The sequence below is a fragment of the Humibacter sp. genome (genome assembly GCF_051954055.1).
Lineage (GTDB): Bacteria > Actinomycetota > Actinomycetes > Actinomycetales > Microbacteriaceae > Humibacter.
Genome location: NZ_JBQCIE010000013.1, coordinates 1 through 4,648 on the forward strand (window position 1 = coordinate 1; position 4,648 = coordinate 4,648).

At 67.5% G+C, this 4,648-nt stretch carries 6 protein-coding genes; 3 read left to right on the forward strand and 3 right to left on the reverse strand.

What is annotated here, in order from left to right; genetic code table 11:
• Positions 1 to 47: 47 nt before the first annotated feature.
• Complete coding sequence (locus tag ACTHNC_RS01105) at positions 48 to 146, reverse strand: 30S ribosomal protein bS22 (RefSeq protein ID WP_003792170.1); 99 nt, start codon at positions 144 to 146, stop codon at positions 48 to 50.
• Positions 147 to 244: 98 nt separating this feature from the next.
• Positions 245 to 676 carry an ArsR/SmtB family transcription factor gene (locus ACTHNC_RS01110; RefSeq protein WP_440292743.1) on the reverse strand — a complete coding sequence of 144 codons (432 nt, stop codon included), beginning with the start codon at positions 674 to 676 and terminating at the stop codon, positions 245 to 247.
• A 151-nt stretch (positions 677 to 827) separates the two neighbouring features.
• On the opposite strand from ACTHNC_RS01110, the gene ACTHNC_RS01115 reads away from it, so the two are divergent.
• Together ACTHNC_RS01115 and ACTHNC_RS01120 are read left to right on the forward strand one after the other, a co-directional pair.
• A complete protein-coding gene (locus ACTHNC_RS01115; RefSeq protein ID WP_440292744.1) occupies positions 828 to 2,276 on the forward strand; it encodes a TrkH family potassium uptake protein in 1,449 nt (482 codons plus the stop codon).
• A complete protein-coding gene (locus ACTHNC_RS01120) occupies positions 2,269 to 2,937 on the forward strand; it encodes a potassium channel family protein (protein ID WP_440292745.1) in 669 nt (222 codons plus the stop codon). The genes ACTHNC_RS01115 and ACTHNC_RS01120 overlap by 8 nt, the downstream gene beginning before the upstream one ends.
• Before the next feature lie 5 nt (positions 2,938 to 2,942).
• On the opposite strand, the gene proC is transcribed toward ACTHNC_RS01120, so the two are convergent.
• Entirely contained in the window at positions 2,943 to 3,785 is an 843-nt protein-coding gene (proC, locus tag ACTHNC_RS01125; RefSeq protein WP_440292746.1) for a pyrroline-5-carboxylate reductase, read from the reverse strand.
• A 78-nt stretch (positions 3,786 to 3,863) separates the two neighbouring features.
• Here proC and ACTHNC_RS01130 point away from each other — a divergent pair.
• Positions 3,864 to 4,648, forward strand: a 785-nt coding sequence (locus tag ACTHNC_RS01130) for a cation diffusion facilitator family transporter (protein ID WP_440292747.1), incomplete at its 3' end; no start/stop codon positions are given.

Consider the following 4,648-nt stretch of genomic DNA (forward strand, 5'->3'; position numbering starts at 1 on the left):
GCGGAAATGCGAAAAGCGCCGGGCGGACCCGGCGCTTGTTCGTGGCGCTACTTCTTGTTGCGACGCTGGTGGCGAGTCTTGCGAAGCAGCTTGCGGTGCTTCTTCTTCGCCATGCGCTTGCGGCGCTTCTTGATAACGGAACCCACAAAGACCTCACATAAGTTCATCGGGATGCTGCGCGACGCGCGGCAGCACGGTCGCCCAGTCTACCATCCGCAGAAGGTCCGAACATTCGGGCGACGGCTCAGCGCTTGCGCTTCGGACGCACCCGTTCGACCACGGTCGAGACGCGGTGGCTGGTGTCGGCGAACACCTTGCCCACCTGCTCCGCGAACTCCTTGGTCTCGTCCTTCAGACCGGCCACGACGGCGCTCACGTCGATGTCGGCGATGTCGAACTCGCCGCTGACGAACGGCATCAGCCAGTCCTCGATCTCCTCGAGGGGCCCCACGTCGATGCGGTAGTACCGGTGCTGGCCCTCCTCGCGCACGGTGACGAGTCCGGCCTCCCGCAGCACCTTCAGATGCTTCGACACCGTCGGTTGGCTCAGCTCGAGACCGCCGACGATCTGGGAGACGCTGATCTCGCCGCTGTCCGAGTTCTTGGATGCCTCGAGCAGCACGCGCAGGATGTCGCGCCGTGTGGCATCCGCGACGATGTCAAAGATGTCCGGCATCCACCCAGGTTACTGGGCGGGCGCCTGCCACACCATGCCCGCCGCGGCATCCGTTCCGCCGATACATGCCTCCTGCGGCACGTCTCCGGCGCACGGTAGCATCGACGGCGCGAGCAGACCGTGTTCGAGCAGTCGGGCAGGAGGGTGGCCGATGCGGGCGACGGCACAGGCATCCCGGCACCTCGTGCCCACCACCTGGTGGGGCCGCGTGCAGCTCCGCGTCAATGAGTTCGCCGGCGCCAGCCCTTCTCGGTTCGCCCTCGTCGTCTTCGCCTCGCTCGTGCTCGTGTTCACCCTGCTGTTCACGCTGCCGATCTCCGCTGCGGGCAGCTCGGGCACACCCCTGGCGGATGCCTTCTTCACCGCGGTCTCGGTGATCTGCGTCACCGGGCTCTCCACCGTGGACATGGCGACCCACTGGTCGGCATTCGGCAACGTGATCATCTACTTCGGCGTGCAGATCGGCGGTGTCGGCGTGCTGACGCTGGCATCCATCCTCGGCATGGTGATCTCGCGCAAGCTCGGCCTTCGCGCCAGGCTCATCGCCGCCAGCGACAGCAACCCGCTGCGGGCGCATGCGGGCCCCGTGGCGGAGGGCCAGGCCATCCGCCTCGGCGAGGTCGGCAACCTGTTGCGGACCGTGGCGCTGAGTGCCGTGATCATCGAGCTCGTGGTGGCGGTCGTGCTCTTCCCGCGGATGCTCGCGCACGGCTTCTCGCTCTACGACAGCGCGCTGAACTCGCTCTACTACTCGGCGATGGCGTTCACGAACACGGGCTTCACTCCGAACACCGCCGGGCTCACCCCGTTCGCGGATGACTACATCTTTCTCACCGCACTCATGGTCGGAGTCGTCGCCGGGGCGATCGGATTCCCCGTGATCTACGCGATCGCGCAGAATCTGCGGCGCAAGGTGCGGCGCCGGCTCTGGACGATCCACGTCAAGCTCACGCTCGTCACGTTCGCCCTATTGATGGTGGCCGGCTGGATCCTGTACTTCGCGCTCGAGGTCGGCAATCCGCAGACATTCGGCCCGGGCGGCACGGGGAATGCAGCGTTCCAGTCGCTCTTCATGTCCGTGATGGCCCGCTCCGGCGGATTCTCGGTGGTCGACGTCGACCACCTGCACCACGCGACGCTGCTCGTGACCGACATGCTGATGTTCGTGGGCGGCGGGTCGGCATCCACGGCGGGCGGCATCAAGGTGACGACGCTGGCGGTTTTGTTCCTGGCCGCGATGGCCGAGGCTCGCGGTGTCGACTCCATGGAGGCGTTCCGGCGGCGCATCCCCACAGACGTGTTGCGCGTCGCGGTGAGCGTCGTGCTGTGGGGAGCGACGATCGTGGCCGTGTCGACGGTGACCGTGATGGCGATCACGAAGGACACTCTCGACCACGCGCTGTTCGACGTGATCAGCGCGTTCGCGACGTGCGGGCTCTCCACCGGCCTGACGCAGCACGCCCCGACGGGCGCCGTCTACGTGCTCGCGTTCACCATGTTCCTCGGACGGGTGGGCACCGTGACGCTCGCCGCCGCGCTCGCGCAGTCGCAGCGCGGGCAGTACTACCAGCATCCGGAAGAGAGGCCCATCGTTGGGTGACCGCATCAGACACGACGCTCCCGTGCTCGTCATCGGCCTCGGCAGGTTCGGGGCGGCGACGGCCGGCCAACTCGACAGGCTCGATCGTGAGGTGCTCGCGGTCGACACCGACCTGGCGCTCGTTCAGAAGTGGTCGGAGCGCATCACGCACACCGTGCAGGCGGATGCCCGCTCCGTCGACGCACTGCGGCAGATCGGGGCGCAGGACTTCTCGATCGCCGTCGTCGCGACCGGGTCGTCGGTGGAGGCATCCGTTCTCATCACCGCCAACCTCGTTGATCTCGGCATCCCGCAGATCTGGGCGAAGGCGATCTCGAAGTCGCACGGCACCATCCTGGAACGCATCGGCGCGAACCACGTGATCTACCCGGAGGCCGAGGCGGGCGAGCGCATCGCCCACCTGCTCGCGGGACGGATGCTCGACTTCATCGAATTCGACGACGACTTCGTGCTGGTGAAGATGTACCCGCCGAAGGTGATCCGCGGAATCACGCTCGCGCAGTCCCAGGTGCGGCGCAAGTACGACATCACGGTCGTCGGCGTGAAGACGCCGGGCAAGCCGTTCACGTACGCGACCATGGACACGATCGTCTCCGACCACGACCTGATCATCGTGTCGGGCGCGAGCTCCGATGTGGAGCGCTTCGCCGCGCTGGAGTGAGGCGGTCAGCCTGCGGCGAGTTCGCGCGCGCGGGCCAGCGCGGCATCCGTCGCGCGGTCGAAGACCGACTCGAGGTCGGCATCCTGCAGCACCGCCACGGCACGCTCGGTCGTGCCCTTCGGGCTCGTGACCTGGATGCGCAGCTGCTCCGGTGTTGCGTCCGACGCGTCGAGCAGCGCCGCGGCTCCGATGAACGTGCCCTCGACCAGTTCGGCAGCCTGCTCGGGCGTGAAACCCTTCGAGATCGCTGCCGCGGTGAGCTGCTCGATGAGGTAGAACACGTACGCGGGACCGGAGCCGGAAATCGTGCTGAGGGCATCCAGCTGCGATTCGGGCACCTCGACAACGGTTCCCACCGTCTCGAAAAGCTCGCGCACGAGCGCGACCTGCTCGGACGAGGAACGCGTGCCGGCGCTGACTCCCGTCACGGCCTTGCCCACGATGGCGGGGGTGTTGGGCATGGAGCGGACCACCGCGACGGATGCCGGCAACAGCTCCTCGAAGCGCGACACCGGGACTCCAGCAGCGACGCTGACGACGATCGCGTCCGGCTCGAGCGCGTCGGCGATCTCGGCGAGCAGGTCGGGCACCATCGGGGGCTTGACCGCGATGAGCACGATGCCGGCGCCTGTGACTGCAGTGCGGTTCGCGCCGGGGTGGTCCTCAGTGGCCAGCGAAGTGACGCCGTTCTCGGCGAGGGATTCCGCCGAGCGTGCGCTCCGGTTGGTCACGACGATGCCGCCGTCGACGTGCACACTCGGCTTCAGCAGCCCGCTCAGGATCGCCCTGCCCATCGACCCCGCCCCCAGGATCGCGATCTTCGGCAGCTCCACAACGCTCTCGCTCATGCGGACCAGCGTAGGAGGTTCCCGCAACGGCGCGGACGCCGCTCCGTCGGAGCGGACGCCGTCCCTAGGATGGAGCGCATGGCCGAGGGCAGCACCAGGGCGATCATCGCGGCGCTGGCCGCCAACCTCGGCATCGCGCTGACGAAGTTCATCGCGTGGATCTTCTCCGGCTCGTCGTCGATGCTGGCCGAGAGCGTGCATTCGCTCGCCGACTCGTGCAACCAGATCCTGTTGATGGTGGGCGGACGCCGGTCGAAGCGGCGCGCAGATCGCGAGCATCCGTTCGGCTACGGGCGCGAACGGTACGTGTACGCATTCGTCGTCTCGATCATCCTGTTCTCGGTCGGCGGCGTGTTCTCGGTGTACGAGGGCGTCGAGAAGATGCTGCACCCGCACCCGCTCGAGGTGTGGTGGCTCCCGCTCGCGGTGCTCGTGATCTCGATGGTTCTCGAGGGGTTCTCGCTGCGCACGGGCATCCGCGAGTCGCGCCCGCACAAGGGCCAAGGCTCGTGGGTGCGGTTCATCCGCCGGGCGAAGGCGCCGGAGCTTCCCGTAGTGCTCCTGGAGGATGTCGCCGCGCTCACCGGCCTCACGTTCGCGTTGTTCGGCGTAGGACTCACGATCCTCACCGGCAACGGCATGTGGGACGGCATCGGAACGATCCTGATCGGCGCGCTGCTCGTGGCCGTCGCTATCGTGCTCGGCATCGAGACGAAGAGCCTGCTGGTCGGCGAGGGAGCAAGCGAGACGGATGCCGCGGCGATCGAGCACGCGATCCTCGCGGGCGGTGAGACCGACCGCGTCATCCATTTGAAGACGCTCTACCTGGGGCCCGACGAGCTCCTGGTCGCGGCGAAGATCGC

Bases quoted from the DNA above. Each gene is read 5' to 3' on its own strand.
- ACTHNC_RS01110 (WP_440292743.1), bottom strand. From the start codon at position 676: ATGCCGGACATCTTTGACATCGTCGCGGATGCCACACGGCGCGACATC.
- ACTHNC_RS01115 (WP_440292744.1), top strand. From the start codon at position 828: ATGCGGGCGACGGCACAGGCATCCCGGCACCTCGTGCCCACCACCTGG.
- proC (WP_440292746.1), bottom strand. From the start codon at position 3,785: ATGAGCGAGAGCGTTGTGGAGCTGCCGAAGATCGCGATCCTGGGGGCG.